The following is a 17,211-nucleotide window of genomic DNA, read 5'->3' as shown; positions in this document are numbered from 1 at the left end:
AGATGTCGCCAGCTTTAGCGACAGATTTATGTCGAGGCCAGCGTTAATCTGGGGGCTGCGACCAATGGCCGTCAGGCTTTCGGCTCTCCGTGGCCCTTCTTCATCATATTGTCGACCCAGGCGACGGACTTCAGCCACTCGCGCGCGTTGCGCGCCGGCGAGCCGCCCATTTTCGCGCCGGGCGGCACATCGGCCATCACGCCCGCCTGCGCGCCGATCTGCGCGCCCATGCCGATCTTGAGATGGCCGGTGATGCCCGCCTGCCCCGCCACCACCACAAAATCGCTGATTTCGGTCGAACCGGAAATGCCGACCTGACTCACGATCACGCAATGGCGTCCGATCGACACGTTATGGGCGATCTGGACGAGATTGTCGATTTTCGCGCCCTCCCCGATCAACGTGTCGCGGTTGGCGCCGCGGTCGATGGTCGTGTTGGCGCCGATCTCGACGTGATCCTGAATGATGACGCGGCCGATCTGCGGCACTTTCAAATGGCCGCGCGGGCTCATGGCGAACCCGAACCCGTCCTGGCCGATGCGCACGCCGGGATGAATGATGACGTCGTCGCCGATCAGCGCATTGAGCACGCTGGAATTGGCGCCGATCACGCAATTGCGGCCGATGCGCACGTCCGGCCCGATCACCGCATTGGGGTGGATCACCGTGCCCGCGCCGATTTCCGCGCGAGGGCCGATCACCGCGCCGGGATCAACCGTCACGCCTGATTCCAACCGCGCGGTCTGGTGAACATTGGCGCCCGGCTCGACGCCGGCGCCGTCGAACAGCGAACCGGGCCGCGTCGCTTCGGGATAGATCTTGGCGCTGACCAGCGCGCAGGCGCGATAGGGCTCGCCGACGACCAGGGGAATGACGCCCGCCGGGGTCTTGTCCGCATGTTTGGCGCCGATCAGCACGGCGCTGGCGCGGGTTTTCTCCAACTGCCCCACATATTTGGGATTGTCGAGAAAGGCGAGGTCGCCAGACCGGGCCTTGTCGAGCGGCGCCACATCGACGATTTTCATCGCGAGGTCGGCGCCCTCGGGCGCCTTGGCGCCGGTCCAGGCGACGATATCGGCGAGGCTGGGCTCCACCGCGCGGCGGAAGAATTTTAGCGCATCCATTTGACGATCCTGAACAAAAAAGGCGCGGCTCAGGCCGCGCCCTTTTAAGCTGGTTCCTGGCGGATCAGAAGCTGGTTCCGCCGGAGAAGCTGAACTGCTGCAGCACGTCTTCCTTGGCCTTGGAGGTGGCGAAGGCGTAGTTGAAGCGGATCGGACCCATCGGCGAGGCCCAGATCAAGCCGACGCCGACCGAAGACCGGATCATGCCATTGTCGCCGCCGACGGTGATGCAGGAGGCCTGAGTCGTCGGCTGGTTCACGCCATTGACCGAGCCGCTCGGAATCTTGGTTCCGCCGCAACCATAGTTGTTGCCGGTGAGGGCGCTGAAATTCGTCGCGCCCTTGTAGCCCAGCAGCGTGCCGGCGTCGGCGAAGACGGCGAGCTTCAGGCCGAGGTCCTTGGGAATGCCCCAGATCGGGGTCTGCACTTCCAGCGACGCGCCATAATAATTGGTGCCGCCCAACGCGTTGCCGGCGTTGCTGCTGGTCGTGTCGGTCACGTCGCGCGGGCCAATGCCGCCCGGCGCGAAGCCGCGCACCAGCGAATTGCCGAGGTTGAAGTTATCGACCACGCGCAGCTTGTCGTTGCCCCAAGCGGTGATGTTGCCGCCCTGGACGCGCGCGATGCCAACCACGTTGTCGAAATAGAGTTCGTGGTAGTAGCGCAGATCGCCGGTGGTGCGGATGAACTTGGAATCGCCGCCAACGCCCGCGAAATCCTGCTTGATATTGGCGCTGAAGCCCTCATGCGGATCGCGGAGGTTATCCAGATCGTTATAGGACAGCGTATAGCCGACCATCGAGGTGATCCAGTTGCCCTGCGCCTGCTTCAACGCGAGCGAAGCTTCGCCGTTGGTCAGACAGGTGTACTGGTTCCCATCTGATCCAGCAATATATTTATTGTCCGCATTATAGAGGGACGTATTGCCGCAGTCGTTATACTGCATGTTGGACTTGTTCGGGATCGTCAACCGCGAGAAATAGCCGGTATAGCGCGGCGCGAACGTGATCTCGTCCGTGATCGGAATGCCCAGGCGCAGCGTGCCGCCGGTCACCCAATTGTTGTAATACTGCCAGGTCGAAGCCTCGCTGACCTTGCTATAGGCGTCGAAGCCCGCGGCCAGGCGCTGATCGAGGAAGAAGGGCTCGGTATAGTTCAGCTCGATGCCCTTGGCGTACTGGCCAACCGACACGGCGGTGCGGATATATTCGCCACGGCCCAGGAAGTTGGACTGCGACACCGACACTTCCGCCAGAAAACCTTCGGTGGTCGAGTAACCGCCCGAGATCGAGAACGAACCCGTGCTCTGCTCTTCGACATCGACGTCGAGAACGACGCGGTCGGAGGAGGAGCCCTGCTCGTTGGCGATCTTGACCTTCTTGAAGAAGCCGAGCGCGTTCAGGCGCTTTTCCGCCTTGTCGATCAGCGTCTTGTTGTAGGCGTCGCCCTCGCCGATGTCGAATTCGCGCCGGATGACATAGTCGCGCGTGGTGCTGTTGCCGTGAATGTTGATCCGCTCGATATAGACGCGCGGACCGTCTTCGGCGACGAACGCCAGCGCCACCGTGTGATCGGCCGGGTTCTTGTCGCCGCGCGGGCGGATGTTGGTGAAGGCGTAGCCGAGTCGGCCGACCTCACGCGTCATCGCCTCGATGGTCTTGTCCACCTGATCGCCATTGTAGAGATCGCCGGCGTGAATGCGCAGATCGCCTTCGAGCGCCGAGGCGTCAACGCCGCGCAGATGCGATTCCACCGTGGCGGAGCTCACCGTGTAGGGAAGCCCCTCCTCCACCGAAATGGTGATGACATAGCCGCCCGCCGCCGGATCATAGGTGGCGTCCACGCCGGTGACGTGGAAATCGGCATAGCCGTTCTTCAGGTAATAGCGGCGAATGACTTCCGCGTCCTTGGCGATGCGGTCGGGATCGTAGACGTCCGAGGATTTCAGCCAGGAGAGATAGTTCATCTCCGTGGTTTCCATCATCCCGACCAACTTCGAGGTCGAGAACGCCTGATTGCCGGAGAACCGAATCTCCTTGACGCCGGTCTTGTCGCCTTCCTCGATGTCATAGACCACATCGACGGTGCCGTTCGGCACGGTCACGGTGCGGTAGCTGACCTTGGCGGCGCTACGCCCGGCGCGCCGGTAGATGTCGGCGATACGCCGCACGTCGGCCTGAGCGGAGGAATCGCTGTACGCCCCGCCGGAGCGCAGGCGGACTTCCTTTTCCAGGTCCTCCGCTTTGACCTTGCTGTTGCCGACGAACACAACGTGATTGATCTGCTGGCTGTTCTCGACGACGTGCACGACCAGCGAGCCGCCGGAGCGGCTGATCTTCACATCGGAGAAATAGCCGGTTTCGTAGAGCTTCTTCACGCCTTCATTGGCGTCGCCGCCGATGAAATAGGAGCGGATGGTCTCCGAATCGACGCGATGATTGCCCTGGACGACGATCGATTCAGCCAACGCGGCCGAAGATGCCGAAAGACCGGCTGCCAGAATGGCCGCTGCGGCGGACCGACCGAGGAGAGCTTGGCGAAACTTCATGAAAACCCGGCCCTTGAAACTTCACCGTCGCTTTCGGGAGGACCCCGTCCGCTCCGGCCGCCGGCGAAACCCGGCGATAAATAGAACTCGATGGAACACCACAGTCCCAGCGAAGCCACGTGACTCTGCTTCTACAAGGTTTAAGGTTTCCTGCAAATCCGAAAGGCGGCGCTTCCAACTTTTTTGCCGCGCCGTGGCCTAAGAGCCACGTTTTTCCGGCTTTTCCGGGGCAAACCGACGAAAAAGCCCGCCGCAAAAGGCGCGACGGGCGTTAAACATGGTGAAGAATGTGTTAAGTCCGCGCGGCAGGCGCCTTTGCGTTCGGGGGGGCGGAATCAGCCTAAATTCAACCATTGCATGGTCAGGCGCGCCACGTCGTTATAGGTGGCGATGATCATCAAGCCGGCGACGAAAGCCATGCCGAAGCGGAAGCCCAACTCCTGCACCCGCTCGGTCAGCGCCCGGCCGCGCAGGCCCTCGGCGACGTAATAGAGCAGATGGCCGCCGTCGAGCAGCGGCACCGGCAGAAGATTGAGCAGGCCGATCGAGATCGACAGCATGGCCGCAAGATTCATCAGCGGCCAGAAGCCGGATTTCGCCACCTCGCCAGACACTTCGGCGATTCGGATCGGGCCGGACAATTGCTGCGGCGACTCGCGGCCGACCACCAGGCCGCCGAGATATGAGCCCGTGCGCGAAACCACATACCAACTCTCGCGCCCCGCCTCGACCGCCGCGCCCGGCAGGCTGAAATGTTTCTTGCTCCAGTTTTCCGGCGCGCCAGAGGAGGAAATGCCGAGCACGCCAATGCGCTCCGGCCCGAAGGCCGTCTTGATTTCGCGGCGTTCCGGCGTGGCTGTCAGCTCGATCGGCCGCCCGTCGCGCAGAATGGCGAATTTCATCGTGACGTCGCCGCCAGCGGTGACAATGCGCTGCATCTCGCCGAAGGATTCGATCTTGCGGCCGTCGATGGCGGTGACCACGTCGCCCTTCTGGAAGCCGGCGGCCACCGCCCGGCCGCCGTCGATCAGATTGTCGACGCGCGGCAGCAGCACGTCGCGGCCCTGGACGTAGAACATGGCGGTGAAGATCGCCAGCGCCAGGATGAAATTGGCGATCGGGCCTGCGGCCACCGTGGCGGCGCGCTTGCCCACCGACTGCGCGGCGAAGGTCACCGCGCGCTCCTCGGCCGACATAGCCTCGACGGCGCTGAAATCCGCCGCGCTGGCCCCATTGGCGTCGCCGTGGAATTTCACATAGCCGCCGAGCGGCAGCAGCGCCAACCGCCATCGCGTGCCGCGCCGGTCGGTGTAATGGGCGAGTTCCGGCCCGAAGCCGAGCGAGAAGGCGTCCACCTTGATGCCGCACGCGCGCCCGACGAGGAAGTGTCCGAGTTCGTGGAAGAACACCACCAGGCTGAGCACGAAGATGAAAGGCGCGAGATAAGTCACGATCAGCATCCAGATCGAATCGAGCAGCGGCATATCAACACTCCCCCCTCGGCGCAGGGCGCGCGGGGCATGGTTACCAACTGCTTAACAATGCCGGATCGGACGTTAACGGCCAACCCCTGCGATCCGGCTGCGAGAACTTTCTCGCACAATATGGTCAACGGCGAGCGCTTCCTCAATATCCGCAGGCGCCGCCGTCGCGTTGTGACGAGCAAATTCCTCGCACACCGCTTCAACTTCACGCGCTATGTCATTGAAACCAATCTGTTTATTAAGAAAAGCCGCAACCATGATTTCGTTGGCGGCGTTCATGACGGTGGGCATGACGCCGCCGGCGCGCAGCGCGGCCATGGCCACGCGCAGCGCCGGAAAGCGTTCGAGATCGGGCTTTTCGAACGTGAGGGTTCCCAGGCTGGCGAGATCGAGCCGGCGCACGCTGGTGGCGACTCGCTCCGGCCAGGCGAGGCAATGCGCGATCGGCGCCTTCATATCCGGATTGGCCATGCCGGCGGTCACGGCGCCGTCGGCGAACGACACCATGCCGTGGACGATGCTCTGCGGATGCACGACCACAGCGAGCTTTTCCGCCGGAATCGAGAAAATGTGCAGCGCCTCGATCAGTTCGAGGCCCTTGTTCATCAAGCTGGCGGAATCCACCGTGACCTTGGGACCCATCGCCCAGTTCGGATGGGCCAGCGCCTGTTCCGGCGTGGCTGCGGCGATCTTCTCCGCGCTCCAGGTGCGAAACGGGCCGCCCGAGGCGGTCAGCCACATGGTTTCGACATTTTCCATGGGTTCGCCGCCGAGCGCCTGGAAAATGGCGTTGTGCTCCGAATCCATCGGAAGCACCTTGACGCCCTTCTTCCGGGCTGTGCGCATAAAAGCGTCGCCGGCGCAGACCAGGCATTCCTTGTTGGCCAGCGCCACGTCGAGGCCGGCGACCAGGGCGGCGTGAGTCGGCTTGACCCCGGCGGCCCCGGCGATGGCGCCGACCACCAGATCAGCCGGCGCGACCGCCGCCTGCTCCAGCGCCTGCGGGCCAGCGCCGCATTCGATGCCCGAACCCGACAGTTCCGCCTTGAGTTCGGCGTAGGACGCCTCGTCGGCCACCGCCGCGAAACGCGCCCCCAGGCTTTTTGCGACTCGCGCCAAATTCTTGGCGTCGCGGCCGCTCGCCACGGCGCCGACTTCGAACCGCCCGGGCGCGCCGAGGATCACCGCCTCGGCGGAGCGGCCGATGGAGCCGGTGGCGCCGAGAATGTTGAGCTTTTTGGGTTTGGGCGTGGGAGCAAGCGCGAGGGACATGGGATAAACTCTTGAATCAAGACCAGAAGAACAGCCCGGCGGCGGCGCTGGGCCAACCCTGCAGCGCCACGCGCGACAGGCCGAACAAGGCGGCGAAGATCGCCGCGAAAATGAACCCGTCGAGCCGGTCCATCACCCCGCCATGGCCCGGAATCAGCCGGCTGGAGTCTTTTACATTGGCGCGGCGCTTGAGCCAGGACTCGAACAGGTCGCCGACCTGCGCCAGCGCGCCGGCCGCCAGCCCGAGCAGCAGGACCGGGAAGAAGGGGGCGCGCACATCCGGCCAGAACGCGGCGACAAAGGCGCCGAGAACGGCGCCGCAGCCGACGCCGACCAGAAAGCCGGACCACGTTTTGCCCGGCGAGATCGACGGCGCCAGTTTCTTGCCGCCGATGAAGCGTCCGCCGAAATAGGCGCACACATCGGTGCCCCACACAACGGCGAACAGCCAGCCGATGGCGCAGACGCCGAAAAAGTCCGGCTGGCGCAAGGCCGTGACCGCCAGCAGCAGACCGCCGCAGTAGAACACGCCGGTCGCCGCCAGGAAGCGGTAGCCGACGCCCGCGGCCCAGGCGTTGAACGCGGCGGCCAGCGCCAGCGCCAACAGGGCGAGCTCGGACAGGCCGAGGCTTTGCAAGGCGAGGGCCAGCGCCAGCGCCGCGCCCCCGACGATGCGTCGGCTCCAAGGCAGCGGACCGCCGATCAGATTGCCCCATTCCCAATGCGCGGCCAGGGCGGCGACCAGCCAGAACAGGCCGAACGGCAGACCGCCGCGATAGAGCGCGGCCACGGCGGCGACGACCAGCACCAGGGCCGACGCCGCACGCAAGCCGAGATCGGCGAAACCGCCGCCGCCGGCCTTGAGCGCGGCGAGACGCGAAGACAGCGGCGCGGTCATGACGCGGACGCCACTTGAGGCTCGGCGGCATCGCCGACGCCGCCAAACCGCCGCTCGCGGGCGCGAAAGGTTTCGAGCGCCGACTGGAACGCCTGGCGGTCGAAGTCGGGCCAGTAGATCGGCAGGAACACCAGTTCGCTATAGGCGGATTGCCACATCAGGAAATTGGACAGGCGCATTTCTCCAGACGTGCGAATGATGAGATCGGGGTCGGGCGCGAAACGCGTGCCGAGCCGGCTGGCGAACAGGGCTTCGTCAATGTCGTCGGGCGCGATCCGGCCTTCCGCGACGTCGCGAGCGAGGCTGCGCGCCGCCGCGACGATTTCCTGCCGCGAGCCATAGTTGAAGGCGACGAGCAGGTCGAGCTTGGTGTTGGCGCGGGTGCGCGCCTCCGCCTCGTCGAGCAGGGCGACGATGTCGGGCTTGAGATTGTCGCGCTCGCCGATCACCCGCACGCGCACGCCCTCTTGCTCCAGCGCGCGCAGGTCAGAGCGGATGAAGAATTTCAGCAGGCCCATCAGCTCCGAGACTTCGGCTGGCGGGCGCGACCAGTTCTCGCTGGAGAAGCTGTAGACCGTCAGATAGCGCACGCCGAGATCGGCGGCCGCGCGCACGGCGCGGCGCAAGGCCTCGACCCCGCGTCGATGCCCCTCGAAGCGCGGCAGGCCGCGCTGCGCGGCCCAGCGGCCGTTGCCATCCATGATGACGCCGACGTGCAACGGCGCGGGAAGGCCGCACGCGCCCTCGGCGATCGATGCCTGCTTGTCCTTCATCCCGTTCCGTCCGAAGCCCAGCTGTCCGCCCGCCGCCGCCATGCCGTCAGCATAACGGCCGGGGCCACGCTGTCGCAAGGTTATTAAACCTGCATGATTTCCTTTTCCTTGGTCGCCAGCGCGGCGTCGATCTCGCCGATCGCGGCGTCGGTGGCCTTCTGCACCTCGGTTTCATGCCCCTTTTGGTCGTCTTCGCTGATCAGCTTGTCCTTGACCAGCTTTTTCAGCATGTCCATGCCGTCGCGGCGAACGTGGCGCACGGCGACGCGGGCTTCCTCGGAATATTTATGGGCGATCTTGGCCAGTTCCTTGCGGCGCTGCTCGTTGAGCTCGGGAATGCGGATGCGCAGGATCTGGCCTTCGATGGTCGGCGAGAGACCGAGATTGGAGTCGCGGATGGCGCGATCGACGGCGCCGACCATGCTTTTATCCCAAACCTGCACGGCCAGCGCGCGGGCTTCCGAAACCGAAACTGTGGCGACCTGGTTAAGCGGCATGGCCTGGCCATAGGCTTCGACCATGACGGGTTCGAGCAGGGCCGCCGAGGCGCGCCCGGTGCGCAGCCCCCCAAGTTCATGCTTCAGCGAGGCGAGGGCGCCTTGCATGCGGCGTTTCAGGTCGGCGAGGTCGAATACGGCAGACATTGTTTTCCCCTTTTGCCGGATGGCGAGGCGGCCGCTGCGGCGCGCCTCGCGTCAACCCGGCCCCGAGCGGAACGCCCCGGTTCCGCGAAAAAAGTTCAGGCCGGCAGAACGACGGTCGCCCTGCCCTTTCCCTCCAGCGCGGCGCGTATGGCCCCGGCTTCCGAGATGGAGAACACGATTATCGGAATCCTGTTCTCCCTCGCAAGGGCAAATGCCGCCGTATCCATCACCGCGAGGTTCTTGGCGATGGCTTCGTCATGCGTCAGTTTGTCGTACCGCGTCGCCGTCGGGTCCTTTTTGGGGTCGGCGGTGTAGATTCCGTCCACTTGGGTCGCCTTCATGATGGCGTCGCAGGACAGTTCGGCGCCGCGTAGCGCAGCGCCGGTGTCGGTGGTGAAGAAAGGATTGCCGGTGCCGCCGGCCAGCATCACGATTCGCCCCTTGCCGAGGTGATGCAGCGCCGCCTGCCGCGAATAGGCCTGGCACAGCGTCGGCATGGCGACGGCGGACAGAGCGCGGGCGGGCTGGCCCAGCTTCTCGATGGCGTGCTCCATCGCCAGGGCGTTCATCACGGTGGCGAGCATGCCGATCGAATCGGCGCGCGCCCGCTCGATGCCCTTGTCGGCGCCCTGGATGCCGCGAAAGAAATTGCCGCCGCCGACGACCACGGCGATCTCGGCGCCGAGTTCGGCCGCGGACACCAGATCTGCCGCGATCCGGTCGACGGTCTGGCCGTCGAGCCCGTGGGTCTGGCCGCCCTGCAAGGCTTCGCCGGACAGTTTGACGACCACTCGTTTCCACTGCGGCGACTGCGGAGCCATGACGTCCTCGAAGCTTCAAATTGGCGGCGCGCTGTTCGTCGGACCGGCGCGCGGCGCGGTCACGGCGAATCGCCCGGACGCCGCTCCGCCCAGGCGGCGCTTTCATAAGCTTCCCGCCTTTCCGGCGCAAGGCGACGCAACGTCAGGCCCGGAACGGCAAATGTTAATTCCTTTACGACATCCTGACGCCATGTCGATCTCCGCCTCCGCCCCCGCCGCCCAAAGCAGCCTCCCCGCATCCGTTTACGCGCTACTGGCGCCGCTACTGGCGCTGGCGGCGACGCTGGCTTCGCCGGCCGTGCTCAATGACGGCGACACCTGGTGGCATCTCGCCGCAGGCCAGTGGATGCTGACCCACCGCGCGGTTCCGACCACCGACGTCTTCTCTTTCTCGGCGCCCGGCGCGTTCTGGAACGCCCATGAATGGCTGGCCGAACTGGCGTTGGCCGGCGCATTCCGGCTTGCGGGCTGGTCCGGCGCGGCGGCGCTGACCGGCGCGCTGGTCGCCGGCGCGCTGCTGATCGTCACCCGCCGCGCGCTGCGCGCGGGCCTGGCCGGCCTGCCGCTGCTGGCGCTGCTGCTGACGGCGTTCTGCCTGATCGCCCCCAGCCTGCTGGTTCGGCCGCATCTGTTCGGCCTCGCTTTGCTGGCGTTCTGGGTGGACCGATTGATGACGGCGCGCGAGACGGGCCGGGCGCCGCCGCTGTGGGCGGCCGGGACCATGCTGCTCTGGGCCAACATGCACGCGAGCTTCCTGCTCGGGCTGGCGCTGATCGGCCCGTTCGCGCTGGAGGCGCTGATCGAGGCCCAACCGCGCGACCGGCTGAAGGTTTTCGGCGGCTGGGCCGCGTTCGGCCTGGGCGCGGCGCTGGCGTGTCTCGCCAATCCGCAGGGCTACAACATCTTCCTGTTTCCGCTCGCGGTCACCCATATGACGATGCTGCCGAACATCATCGAATGGCGCGCGATCTCCTTCGACCGTTTCGAGCCGATCGAACCGGCCCTGCTGGCGCTGCTCGGCCTCGCCCTGCTGCGCCCGGTGCGGCTGCCGGCGCTGCGCCTGCTGGTTCTGCTCGGCCTGATCCACATGGCCCTGCACCACGGCCGGCACCAGATGATTTTCGGCGTCGTCGCGCCGCTGCTGCTGGCGGGGCCGCTGGCGCAGGTTTTTCCGCGCGTCGAGATTGGGGAGCCGCGACGCGACGCCCTGCTCTGGCGCGGCGGCCTCGCGCTGATGGCGCTGATGGTCGCGCTGCGCCTGTTCGTTCCGATCGCGCGGGTGGATTCGCCGACCGCGCCGCTGTCGGCGCTCGCGGCCCTGCCCCAGGAGCTGCGCGCCAAGCCGGTGCTCAACGAACTGAGCTTCGGCGGGCCGCTGATCTACGCCGGGATCAAATCTTTCATCGACGGCCGTTTCGACATTTTCGGCGACGCCTTCTTCTTCCGCTACGACCGGATGGTGGAGGGCGACGCCGCCGCCTTCGACGAGGGCGTGGCCAGCTACGGCTTCCAATGGACTTTGCTGCCGCCGGCGGTGCCGCTCAACAAGGTTTTAGCCACGCGCCCCGAATGGACCAGACTGTACGGCGACGATTTCGCGGTTGTTTACGCACGTAAACAATGACGGGCGGCGTCCCGCTCTCGCATCGTCCAAACAAAAAGGGCGGCTCGCGCGAGCCGCCCTTTGTCATGTGATCGCGGGAAACGCTCAGGCGCCCGAAGCGGCCGCGGCGACTTCCGCCGCGAAATCGGCTTCGGCCTTCTCGATGCCTTCGCCGAGGCCGTAGCGCACGAAGCCCTTGAGCGCGACCGGGGCGCCGGCCGTCTTGGCGGCTTCGGCGACGGCCTGGCCAACCGTCTTGGCGCTGTCATGAATGTACGCCTGCTCGACCAGCGTGACTTCCTTGAAATAGGTCTTCATGCCGGACTCGACGATCTTTTCCAGCACATGGGCCGGCTTGCCGGCGTTCTTCTCGCGCAGCACGTTCTTCTCGCGCTCCAGCGTGGCCGGATCGACGCCGGTCGAATCCAGCGCCACCGGATTGGTCGCGGCGACGTGCATGGCGATCTTGCGGCCGAGGTCGGCGAGCACCGACTTGTCGCCGGTCGATTCTAGCGCGACGAGCACGCCGATCTTGCCCAGGCCCTCGCCAATGGCGTTGTGCAGGTAATGGCCGATCACGCCGTCCGACACGGTGAGCGAAGCGGCGCGGCGCAGCGTCATGTTCTCGCCGATGGTGGCGATGGCGTTGGAGATGGCGTCGGCCACCGTGCCGGCGTCGCCCGGATAATGCTGGCCCTTCAGCGTCTCGACCTCGGTCTCGCCCTTTTCGGCGGCGACCAGCGCGATGGTCTTGACGAGCGCCTGGAATTCCTCGTTGCGGGCGACGAAGTCGGTCTCGGAATTCACCTCGACGACGACGCCGGTGGTCCCGGAGATGGCGATGCCGACCAGACCTTCGGCGGCGACGCGGTCGGACTTCTTGGCCGCCTTGGACAGGCCCTTCTTGCGCAGCCAATCGACGGCGGCCTCGATGTCGCCCTCGGTCGCGTTCAGCGCCTGCTTGCAGTCCATCATACCGGCCCCGGTCTTCTCGCGCAGATCCTTCACCAGTGCGGCGGTGATATTGGCCATGAACGTCATCCTCTTGTGCTTGGCCGAATCGGCTTGGAGCCCCGGCCATGAAAACGGAAATCCGTGAAGCGTCCGCGACAGGCCGTCGCTTCGCTTGCAGCCGGCTCTCGACGGAAAGCCGTCCGGGCGCCGATCAAACAGACGGCGCGCCATTTCGGCGCGCCGTACAAAACTTCGTCAGGGACGAAAAGTCGCGCGTCAGGCGGCGACGAGTTCGCGGGCCTGGCTCACCCAGCCGCCGACGCGGCCGTTGAGCTTGAGGTCGGCGTCGACCTTGGCGGCGTCCGCTTCCGTCATGGCGGCGAACTGCCAGTAGTGGAACAGGCCGGCGTCGTTCAGCTTCTTCTCGACCTGCGGGCCGACGCCAGCGAGCTTGGACAGATCGTCCGGCGCGCCGCGCGGGGCGGTCAGCAGTTCGAACACGTCGGTCGAGGCCAGCACGGCGTCGCTCGGCAATTCGACCGCCAGCGGAGCCTCGGAGGCGCCGATGTCGAGGCCGAGCGAACCCTGGCTGCGCGAAATGCCGTCGAGCGCGGCGCGGGCGAACAGGTCGCAATAGAGCGCGATGGCGCGGCCGGCGTCGTCATTGCCCGGGATCGGATAGGTGATGCCGTCCGGGTCGCAATTGGTGTCGAGGATGGCCGCGACCGGAATGTTGAGGCGCGCGGCTTCCTTGATCGCCAACTGCTCCTTGTTGGTGTCGATCACGAAGATCAGGTCCGGCACGCCGCCCATGTCCTTGATGCCGCCCAAAGCCTTCTCAAGCTTGTCGCGTTCGCGCGACATCATCAGGCGCTCTTTCTTGGTGAGGCCGGAGGCGCCGGAGTTGAGCTGGTCGTCGATCTTCCGCAGACGCGCAATGGAAGCCGAAATGGTCTTCCAGTTGGTCAGCATGCCGCCGAGCCAGCGGGCGTTGATGTAGTACTGCGCGGAACGCTTGGCGGCGTCGGCGATCTGCTCCTGCGCCTGGCGCTTGGTGCCGACGAACAGCACGCGGCCGCCCTTGGCGACGGTGTCGGACACCGCCTTCAGCGCCTGGTGCAGCAACGGCACGGTCTGGGCGAGGTCGATGACGTGGATGTTGTTGCGCACGCCGAAAATGAAGGGGGCCATTTTCGGGTTCCAGCGATGAGCCTGGTGACCGAAATGAGCGCCGGACTCGAGCAGGCCGCGCATGGAAAAGTCGGGAAGCGCCATAATTATTTCTCTCCGGTTGAACCTCCGCGAACGATGGGCTGGACCTCCAGCCACCGGAGCGCCGCCTTGAAGCAGGGACGCACAAGTCCGCGTGTGGGATGGAGGGGGCGTCTAGCTCAGAAACGGGCGTTTGGCAAGGCGTCGCCGCAAGATTCCGCGCCCCCTGGCGCAAGTCTTAACATTTGCCGGGCTACCCTTGCGTCCGTCAACATGGAGCGGCGACGGCCATGACGCAGGATTTTGCCGGTTCGGACTCGGGCCGTCTCACGCATCTGGAATCGATTCGCGGCCTTGCGGCGCTGCAAGTTCTGCTGCTGCATGTTTTCAGCGCGTTCTTCCCGGCTGTGGTGTTTCTCGGGACAGAACCGGCCTGGGCGCGCATCCTGCACGGTTCGCCGCTGTTCCTGCTCTGGGACGGTTATAGCGCCGTCTATATATTCTTCGTGCTCAGCGGCCTCGTGTTGACCTTCGCCTTCCAGAGACAGGCCGACCGCCCGCTGGCCGCGCTGCGCGCGCGGGTCGTGCGGCTGTTCATTCCGGCCTTTTGCGCCTGCCTGCTGGCGGCGCCCTTCGCGCTAGCCTTCGGCGGCCTGCAACAGGAGGCAGGCCGCCTGACCGGCTCGAACTGGCTGACCCACGTCTGGAGCCCGCCGGCCGGTCTCGCCTATTGGCTCAAGGATGCGGCGCTCGACCCGCTGTTTCTGGGCTATGACAGCAGCTATCCGTTCGCGGCGCCCGGCTTCGCCGAATCGGTCCGTCACGCCTATGTCGCGCCGTTGTGGTCGCTCAGCGTGGAATTGCAGGGCTCGGTTTTGGTGCTGGGGCTGGTCCTGGCCTCGCGCAAGGTGAAATTCTGGCCGCTATGGCTCAGCGCTCTCGCCGTCTTGATGTTCCGGTCGCATTTCATCTGCTTTCTGGCGGGACACGCGCTCGCCCTTGCGCTTCAGGCGCGGCGCAAGGCGGGGCGCGCGCCCTATCTGCCGAGCACGGCGGTCATCGCTCTGCTGACGCTGGGTGGCCTGCTCTGCGTGCAAGAGGAGTTCGGGCGATACCCGGAGTTCGGCCGTTTCGCCGTCACAAGCGCGCTGTGCGACCTGTCGCTGTTCAGCCTGCCCTGTCAGGCGTTTCCGCAAAAAATCTATGGCGCGATCTTCATCTTCGTCGGCCTCGCCTGTTCGGCGCCGTTGAGCCGCCTGCTGACAAAGCCGGCCTTTGTCGCGCTGGGGCGGCTGTCCTTCCCGATCTATCTGGTCCATTGGCCGATCCTGATGGGCCTGGGCTCGTTCGTTCTGATCGCGCTGGCCCCGAAGCTTGGCGTCGCCGGCGCCGGGCTGGCGGCGGGCTTGCTGACCGTCGCCGCCACTTTCGCGCTGGCGCGGCCATTCAGCCGGATCGACGCCTGGGCCGTCGCTCTGTCGCGGCGCTGTCGGGCGGCGCCCGCCCCCAAAACCGGCGAAGAGCCCCAACTGGCTTCGGCCGCATAAGTCGCCGCGCTTGCGGGCGCTTGCGCGCTGCGGCAAGGTGCCGCATGAGCGCAACGCACCGACCCGACGCCAAAACCCTCGGCCTCACCGCCCTCGCCATGGTCGCCTTCGCGGCGAACTCCCTGCTCTGCCGCGCCGCGCTGGCCGCCGGCGCCATGGATGCGGCCTCGTTCACCTTCGTTCGCCTCGCCTCCGGCGCGGCCATGCTCTGGCTGCTGCTGGCGCTGTCGGGCAAGCTTCGAGCGGCGCAGGGAAGCTGGCGCGCGGCTTTCGCGCTGTTCGCCTATGCGGCGGGCTTTTCGCTGGCCTATCGCGGCCTGCCTGCCGGAACCGGGGCGCTGCTGCTGTTCGGCGCGGTGCAGGCGACCATGATCGGCGCGGGGCTGTGGCGCGGCGAGCGTTTCACCCGCTGGCAGACGCTCGGTTTCCTGCTGGCCCTGGCCGGGCTGATCTGGCTGCTCGCGCCGGGCGCCGCCGCCCCGCCCCCGCTCGGCGCCGGGCTGATGCTGGCGGCGGGCGTCGCCTGGGGCGTCTATTCGCTGCTGGGGCGCGGCGGCGCCGATCCGCTCGCCGCCACCGCCGGCAATTTTTTCCGCGCCGTTCCGATGGGACTCGCCTTGCTCGCCCTGGCCGCGCCATTCTCGCTGACGGCCTCCCCGCAAGGGCTGCTGCTGGCGCTGCTGTCGGGGGCGGCGGCCTCGGGGTTGGGCTATGCCCTGTGGTACGCCGCGCTGCGCGGGCTGACGGCGGCGCAGGGCGCGACCGTGCAATTGAGCGCGCCCGTTCTGGCCGCGCTCGGCGGCGCCGCCCTGCTCGGCGAGACGCCGGGCCTGCGGCTGGTCGGCGCCTCGGCGCTGGTGCTCGGCGGGGTCGCGCTGGTGATCGCCGCGCGGCGCCGCCCGCAGGGCTGAACGGGCTTCACCCGAAAGCGACGAGACGCTCGACCGTCGGGCGCTCGGATATGGCCTGGAGACAGGCGTTGGCCAGTCTCAGCCCGCGCTCGTCGAGTCCGGTCCAGCAGGCGTCGCGTCCGCGCGGGTCGATTTCGACCAGCTTCACCCCGGCCGGGGCGTAGACGCCGTCGCGCGCCATGCCGCGCACCACGCCCTCGATGGGCGCCGCCACCGGCATGCCGTCATGGCGCCCGACCACGAACGCCTTGGGAACCCACATGCCGATATCGACCGGGGTCCGCCACAGGCCGCTGCGGTCGGAATAGGCGAAACGCTCGCGCCCGACGCCGCCCAATCGCCGCGCCACGCCATCGGGCGCATCGGTCTCGCCCTCGGTCAGCAGCAGGCCGGCGCGCGACGGGCGGGTTTCGACGGCGATGTCGCAATTCACGCCGACGGCGAAGCGCGGCCCCATGCCGATGGTGAGGCGCGCCAGCCCGCGAAAATCCGGGGTGAGCCGCGTCTTCTGCATCCGGGCGTCCACCAGCACGTCCGCCGCGCGATAGGCCAGCAGCTCCATCAGCGACAGCGGCGTCACCGCCACCCGCGCCGGCTGCGCCAGCACGGCGGCGATGGCCAGCAGCCCGTCGGCGCGCTCGCCGACCACGCCGGCCACCTCGACCGGATCGTCGTAGAGCGCGTCATGAAACGCCATGCCGCGCCGGATCACCGGCGGAAACGTGTCATGCGCCATCACGACGCGATAGCCGGCGCCGGTCAGCTTCACCGCCACTGCCGAGGCGATTTCGTTGGTTCCCATCACCACGGCGAGGCGGAGGTTCTGGAAGGCGTAGAGGTCGGAGGTCGGTCGCATGGCTCCCTCCGTTCAAGCGGCGCGCGCGGCGCGGGACACGTCCCGCCACCAGCTTTCGAGCGCCTGCGGCTCCGGCGCGATCTCCTCGGCGAGATCGCCGGCGAAACGCGCCCAATCCTCGCGCAGGACGGGATGCAGCGTGGTCACCACCGGCGCGCCGATCTCCAGCGCGGCGGAAAAGGCGTCGCACAACCCGCCGCCGCCGGCCTCCAGCTTGCCGAACTTGCTGAGCACGACGAGGTCGGCGCCCTGCTGCAACGAACGTTGCACGGCGGCGCAGGCCAGCGCCAGACCGCCCGGATCCAGCGCGCAGGCGGTGGAGCCCGGCCCGAGATTTTGCGAAATGCCGATGCGGGCGCCGGTGGCGAGATCGGTGACGGCGCGGCTGGCGCAGGCCTCTGCGCCGGGATCGCGCGCCTCGACCACGCCGACCACCCGCAGACCCTCGGCGCGGCGCCGTCGAAGAAAATCGTCGATCAGGCCGCGTTTGCCGGCGCTGTCCGCGCCGCCGATCGCCACAATGGAAGCCCTTGCCGACTCGAAAGCTCTGGAGTTCATGAGAAA

Annotated in this window: 15 protein-coding genes; 3 read left to right on the top strand and 12 right to left on the bottom strand. The window is 66.7% G+C overall.

Translation table 11 applies throughout. The annotated features are described in order from the left end of the window. Positions 1–71: 71 nt before the first annotated feature. The 8 genes from lpxD to pyrH all read right to left on the bottom strand — a co-directional run bounded on the left by lpxD (position 72) and on the right by pyrH (position 9,564). Positions 72–1,124: a UDP-3-O-(3-hydroxymyristoyl)glucosamine N-acyltransferase gene (gene lpxD, locus CFB24_RS10280; RefSeq protein WP_088520529.1), complete on the bottom strand. Its 1,053-nt coding sequence runs from the start codon at positions 1,122–1,124 to the stop codon at positions 72–74. 64 nt (positions 1,125–1,188) lie between these two features. Continuing rightward, positions 1,189–3,672 (bottom strand): outer membrane protein assembly factor BamA, encoded by a 2,484-nt coding sequence (gene bamA / locus CFB24_RS10275; protein WP_088520528.1) that lies wholly within the window; start codon positions 3,670–3,672, stop codon positions 1,189–1,191. A 335-nt stretch (positions 3,673–4,007) separates the two neighbouring features. Next, positions 4,008–5,156, bottom strand: coding sequence for a M50 family metallopeptidase (locus CFB24_RS10270; protein ID WP_244593141.1), 1,149 nt, complete (start codon positions 5,154–5,156; stop codon positions 4,008–4,010). Between the two features lie 72 nt (positions 5,157–5,228). Then, positions 5,229–6,428 carry a 1-deoxy-D-xylulose-5-phosphate reductoisomerase gene (gene dxr, locus CFB24_RS10265; protein ID WP_088520527.1) on the bottom strand — a complete coding sequence of 400 codons (1,200 nt, stop codon included), beginning with the start codon at positions 6,426–6,428 and terminating at the stop codon, positions 5,229–5,231. A 16-nt stretch (positions 6,429–6,444) separates the two neighbouring features. Then, positions 6,445–7,326: a phosphatidate cytidylyltransferase gene (locus CFB24_RS10260; RefSeq protein WP_088520526.1), complete on the bottom strand. Its 882-nt coding sequence runs from the start codon at positions 7,324–7,326 to the stop codon at positions 6,445–6,447. Then, the gene (locus CFB24_RS10255; RefSeq protein WP_088520770.1) at positions 7,323–8,099 is read right to left on the bottom strand and encodes an isoprenyl transferase; all 777 of its coding nucleotides are present in this window, start codon (positions 8,097–8,099) and stop codon (positions 7,323–7,325) included. Before CFB24_RS10255 ends, CFB24_RS10260 begins: the two co-directional genes overlap by 4 nt. Before the next feature lie 83 nt (positions 8,100–8,182). Next, positions 8,183–8,743: a ribosome recycling factor gene (gene frr, locus CFB24_RS10250; RefSeq protein WP_088520525.1), complete on the bottom strand. Its 561-nt coding sequence runs from the start codon at positions 8,741–8,743 to the stop codon at positions 8,183–8,185. A 95-nt stretch (positions 8,744–8,838) separates the two neighbouring features. Continuing rightward, positions 8,839–9,564 carry a UMP kinase gene (pyrH, locus tag CFB24_RS10245; protein WP_088520524.1) on the bottom strand — a complete coding sequence of 242 codons (726 nt, stop codon included), beginning with the start codon at positions 9,562–9,564 and terminating at the stop codon, positions 8,839–8,841. A 190-nt stretch (positions 9,565–9,754) separates the two neighbouring features. Here pyrH and CFB24_RS10240 point away from each other — a divergent pair, with 190 nt between their 5' ends. Then, the gene (locus CFB24_RS10240; protein WP_141098420.1) at positions 9,755–11,188 is read left to right on the top strand and encodes a hypothetical protein; all 1,434 of its coding nucleotides are present in this window, start codon (positions 9,755–9,757) and stop codon (positions 11,186–11,188) included. An 84-nt stretch (positions 11,189–11,272) separates the two neighbouring features. Here the strand turns inward: CFB24_RS10240 and tsf are convergent, their stop codons facing one another. Further along, a complete protein-coding gene (tsf, locus tag CFB24_RS10235; RefSeq protein ID WP_088520769.1) occupies positions 11,273–12,199 on the bottom strand; it encodes a translation elongation factor Ts in 927 nt (308 codons plus the stop codon). A 198-nt stretch (positions 12,200–12,397) separates the two neighbouring features. Next, positions 12,398–13,396 (bottom strand): 30S ribosomal protein S2, encoded by a 999-nt coding sequence (locus CFB24_RS10230; RefSeq protein ID WP_088520522.1) that lies wholly within the window; start codon positions 13,394–13,396, stop codon positions 12,398–12,400. Between the two features lie 227 nt (positions 13,397–13,623). Here CFB24_RS10230 and CFB24_RS10225 point away from each other — a divergent pair, with 227 nt between their 5' ends. Together CFB24_RS10225 and CFB24_RS10220 are read left to right on the top strand one after the other, a co-directional pair. Then, the gene (locus tag CFB24_RS10225; protein ID WP_088520521.1) at positions 13,624–14,880 is read left to right on the top strand and encodes an acyltransferase family protein; all 1,257 of its coding nucleotides are present in this window, start codon (positions 13,624–13,626) and stop codon (positions 14,878–14,880) included. A gap of 44 nt (positions 14,881–14,924) precedes the next feature. Then, positions 14,925–15,791 carry a DMT family transporter gene (locus tag CFB24_RS10220; RefSeq protein WP_088520520.1) on the top strand — a complete coding sequence of 289 codons (867 nt, stop codon included), beginning with the start codon at positions 14,925–14,927 and terminating at the stop codon, positions 15,789–15,791. Positions 15,792–15,798: 7 nt separating this feature from the next. Here the strand turns inward: CFB24_RS10220 and CFB24_RS10215 are convergent, their stop codons facing one another. Together CFB24_RS10215 and CFB24_RS10210 are read right to left on the bottom strand one after the other, a co-directional pair. Further along, the gene (locus CFB24_RS10215; protein WP_088520519.1) at positions 15,799–16,647 is read right to left on the bottom strand and encodes a xanthine dehydrogenase; all 849 of its coding nucleotides are present in this window, start codon (positions 16,645–16,647) and stop codon (positions 15,799–15,801) included. A gap of 12 nt (positions 16,648–16,659) precedes the next feature. Continuing rightward, the gene (locus tag CFB24_RS10210; RefSeq protein ID WP_158255174.1) at positions 16,660–17,205 is read right to left on the bottom strand and encodes a DUF2478 domain-containing protein; all 546 of its coding nucleotides are present in this window, start codon (positions 17,203–17,205) and stop codon (positions 16,660–16,662) included. Between the last annotated feature and the right edge of the window lie 6 nt (positions 17,206–17,211).

The organism is Rhodoblastus acidophilus (assembly GCF_900187365.1).
GTDB classification, from domain to species: domain Bacteria; phylum Pseudomonadota; class Alphaproteobacteria; order Rhizobiales; family Beijerinckiaceae; genus Rhodoblastus; species Rhodoblastus acidophilus.
Note: the sequence above shows the minus strand (reverse complement) of the source record. Positions and strands in the feature narration are given on the sequence as shown.

Excerpts from the sequence above, each read along its gene's own strand:
- lpxD (WP_088520529.1), bottom strand. The coding sequence starts at position 1,124 with ATGGATGCGCTAAAATTCTTCCGCCGCGCGGTGGAGCCCAGCCTCGCC.
- bamA (WP_088520528.1), bottom strand. The coding sequence starts at position 3,672 with ATGAAGTTTCGCCAAGCTCTCCTCGGTCGGTCCGCCGCAGCGGCCATT.
- CFB24_RS10270 (WP_244593141.1), bottom strand. The coding sequence starts at position 5,156 with ATGCCGCTGCTCGATTCGATCTGGATGCTGATCGTGACTTATCTCGCG.
- dxr (WP_088520527.1), bottom strand. The coding sequence starts at position 6,428 with ATGTCCCTCGCGCTTGCTCCCACGCCCAAACCCAAAAAGCTCAACATT.
- CFB24_RS10260 (WP_088520526.1), bottom strand. The coding sequence starts at position 7,326 with ATGACCGCGCCGCTGTCTTCGCGTCTCGCCGCGCTCAAGGCCGGCGGC.
- CFB24_RS10255 (WP_088520770.1), bottom strand. The coding sequence starts at position 8,099 with ATGAAGGACAAGCAGGCATCGATCGCCGAGGGCGCGTGCGGCCTTCCC.
- frr (WP_088520525.1), bottom strand. The coding sequence starts at position 8,743 with ATGTCTGCCGTATTCGACCTCGCCGACCTGAAACGCCGCATGCAAGGC.
- pyrH (WP_088520524.1), bottom strand. The coding sequence starts at position 9,564 with ATGGCTCCGCAGTCGCCGCAGTGGAAACGAGTGGTCGTCAAACTGTCC.
- CFB24_RS10240 (WP_141098420.1), top strand. The coding sequence starts at position 9,755 with ATGTCGATCTCCGCCTCCGCCCCCGCCGCCCAAAGCAGCCTCCCCGCA.
- tsf (WP_088520769.1), bottom strand. The coding sequence starts at position 12,199 with ATGGCCAATATCACCGCCGCACTGGTGAAGGATCTGCGCGAGAAGACC.
- CFB24_RS10230 (WP_088520522.1), bottom strand. The coding sequence starts at position 13,396 with ATGGCGCTTCCCGACTTTTCCATGCGCGGCCTGCTCGAGTCCGGCGCT.
- CFB24_RS10225 (WP_088520521.1), top strand. The coding sequence starts at position 13,624 with ATGACGCAGGATTTTGCCGGTTCGGACTCGGGCCGTCTCACGCATCTG.
- CFB24_RS10220 (WP_088520520.1), top strand. The coding sequence starts at position 14,925 with ATGAGCGCAACGCACCGACCCGACGCCAAAACCCTCGGCCTCACCGCC.
- CFB24_RS10215 (WP_088520519.1), bottom strand. The coding sequence starts at position 16,647 with ATGCGACCGACCTCCGACCTCTACGCCTTCCAGAACCTCCGCCTCGCC.
- CFB24_RS10210 (WP_158255174.1), bottom strand. The coding sequence starts at position 17,205 with ATGAACTCCAGAGCTTTCGAGTCGGCAAGGGCTTCCATTGTGGCGATC.